3 protein-coding genes are annotated in these 2295 nt (G+C 62.4%); all 3 read right to left on the bottom strand.

Annotation, left to right across the window (positions count from 1 at the left end; all coding sequences use genetic code 11):
- Positions 1 to 64: 64 nt before the first annotated feature.
- Positions 65 to 472 (bottom strand): DUF2958 domain-containing protein, encoded by a 408-nt coding sequence (locus ABZZ74_RS53705; RefSeq protein ID WP_356951380.1) that lies wholly within the window; start codon positions 470 to 472, stop codon positions 65 to 67.
- A gap of 97 nt (positions 473 to 569) precedes the next feature.
- Positions 570 to 947, bottom strand: a complete 378-nt coding sequence (locus ABZZ74_RS53700) for a hypothetical protein (RefSeq protein ID WP_356951379.1) — start codon at positions 945 to 947, stop codon at positions 570 to 572.
- 35 nt (positions 948 to 982) lie between these two features.
- Positions 983 to 1528 carry a hypothetical protein gene (locus tag ABZZ74_RS53695; protein ID WP_356951378.1) on the bottom strand — a complete coding sequence of 182 codons (546 nt, stop codon included), beginning with the start codon at positions 1526 to 1528 and terminating at the stop codon, positions 983 to 985.
- Between the last annotated feature and the right edge of the window lie 767 nt (positions 1529 to 2295).

The following is a 2295-nucleotide window of genomic DNA, read 5'->3' as shown; positions in this document are numbered from 1 at the left end:
CTCACCCAGACCTGGTACCGGTCGGAATCCGACCTCCCCTCCCTCCTCGACTACGCCGTACGGGTCAGAAGCGGGCGACGCGCGCGATCTGCGGTACCTCACGGACCGGCTTGGGCTCCCAGTACAGGTCGCGCTCGATCACGAATCCGAGGCCGTACCTGATCGACTCCAGCTCAGGCAGGTGGAAATAGCCCCACTCGCCGTCCGTGATGTAGGCCCATCCGAACGCCAGACCGCACGAGGGGTCGAGCTCGGTCACGAACCAGTCCAGGCAGGCACCCCCGAAGTAGTGCAGGTGAACAATCTTGTCCGGGGTCGGGGTGTCATCGGTGCTGTACAGCGGGGGGATCGCTGCGCGCTGGGCGAGCGTGGGGTAGAAGTCGTGGCCGCGTCGGGCGCGCAGGGTGTCGGCCGGAACGGACCACTCGACGCCGTTGGGCAGGATCACGGGCGTCGGACGGTTGTGCCCCATAGGAGAGTTCTCCTTCGTTCGGTGCGGGGCGGCTGGTCGGCTGCCCCGACTGGTGGGTTGCGCCGGGTCCGGTTGCCGCCGTTCCCGACGTTGATAACTATACGCTCTCGTGGGGGTGGACTCCACCACTTCGCTGGATCCGGTCACCGCACCCGCACTCCTCTGGGGGGACCTCACCGCACGCGTGGTGCCAGCAAAACCCCGGCTGACACAGGAACGGGGTCTTCTCATGCGTACGCGGGTTGTGCGTCACGTAGGCGAACACGCAGCCGTCCAGCAGGACTTCGACGTACGCGCCACGGTAGTAGCGCTCGTACGCCCTCAAAGCCTCCTGTCCGGCCTTCTCGGCGTCGCCTTGCCACTCGCCTACCTCGACCTCGCGCCCGTTCGGGAAACGGGCTGTCACGGCGTACCACGTGTACGAACCGAGCGGCACCCCGGGCTGTGAGGGGAAGTCCGGATAAGCACTGCGCATGGTGATCACTCCTCTCTCGGCAGAGGCTGTTGATGTCAGGTGAGCTGACGGCTTGTCAGCCGTGCGCGGTCATCCGCTTCCACCAGTCGCCTGACGCGTCGGGCGAACACAAGCCGTGTTTCTTCTGCCTCGGTCGTGAACCGCTGATAAACCCCGTCGAGCATTTCAACGCTGTGCGTGTCGTCCCACATGGCCGAGCATGCGAGCGACAATGCGGCAAGCAATGATGCCGCGTTAGCTTCCTCATCGGCCTTTTCAGCCGCGAAAGGAACGGTTTCCCAAATCCCTGTAGCGGCAATTCGTACCGCCTCGTTGTAGAGATCGGCTGCCTTCGCTTTTCCGTCCATGTAATGGAGAACGTCGGTTGCCGTTTCTCCGAGAGTGGACAGAGCATCGGCCATGTTCCTTTCCGCTTGCGCCTGAAACGGCGGGTCCTGGTTGCGACTGGCGTACGCATCAACGGCGGCCAGCGCTAGGGATATCCATCCCTCGATGCTGAACGGCTCGCGCTCGGCTCGCAGGGCTGCAAATACAGCCAAGGCCACGCGTCCACCACGTGCCTGCTCCAACGGAGTTGTCATGCCTCGGATCCCTTCGGGTTGCTGGCTAGCGACAGTGATAATTCTACGCTCTACTGCCAACCGTCACAACACCCATCACCTCAACCGCCACCCCAACCATCACAAAAACAGGCTCCACAACGCTCACAAAAGGGCGTCTGCCGGCGTGTGCGTTGTGCCTGGTCAACGCTGCATTGGCGTGGTCGGTCGGGTTGCTGACATCCCCTCTGCTGCTGCCTGTCCCTGGCTGGTTGATGAGTGAGTGAGGAATGAGGGCGGGTAGTGAGTTGCGGGCTTCGGGGATGGGCTGGGGGTGGTGTGGTTGCGCGTCGGCTGATGCCTCCGCGCTGGCCGTGTGACCGCGAGGGAGGGGGTACGGCAGGGAAGGCTGCTGACGGGGCCTCAACGGCCCTCCTCAGCCGTCCTGTTCGGTTCCCTGCCCCATTGGTTACGGCGTGGAGGCAAACAGACTCAGGCCTCACACCGTGGGTCGGGATAACGGGCCTTGCGGGGGCCTGCTTTCCTTTCATCTGATGTGTCTTCATGGTGGTACTGTTTTCCACGAAATATCAGTGAATTCCTTTTCCCCGAAAAGGAACAGGAGGCTCCCTCCAAACTCGCCCCCAAGAAGTGAATTCAGAGATTTTGAATTTCTCGTCAGGTTATACAAGGCGCGACAGTCGGTAAACCCTGATCTGCCGTCAGGGAGCCGAAGCTGCCACGGCCTAGGTGCGCTTTTCAGGGATTCGCGGAGCGAATTCCTTGGCTGAATTGCGGAGCAATTCAGC

It is taken from the genome of Streptomyces sp. NPDC006476, assembly GCF_040612015.1.
In the GTDB taxonomy this organism is placed as follows: domain Bacteria; phylum Actinomycetota; class Actinomycetes; order Streptomycetales; family Streptomycetaceae; genus Streptomyces; species Streptomyces griseorubiginosus_B.
Note: the sequence above shows the minus strand (reverse complement) of the source record. Positions and strands in the feature narration are given on the sequence as shown.

Bases quoted from the DNA above. Each gene is read 5' to 3' on its own strand.
- ABZZ74_RS53695 (WP_356951378.1), bottom strand. From the start codon at position 1,528: ATGACAACTCCGTTGGAGCAGGCACGTGGTGGACGCGTGGCCTTGGCT.
- ABZZ74_RS53705 (WP_356951380.1), bottom strand. From the start codon at position 472: ATGGGGCACAACCGTCCGACGCCCGTGATCCTGCCCAACGGCGTCGAG.
- ABZZ74_RS53700 (WP_356951379.1), bottom strand. From the start codon at position 947: ATGCGCAGTGCTTATCCGGACTTCCCCTCACAGCCCGGGGTGCCGCTC.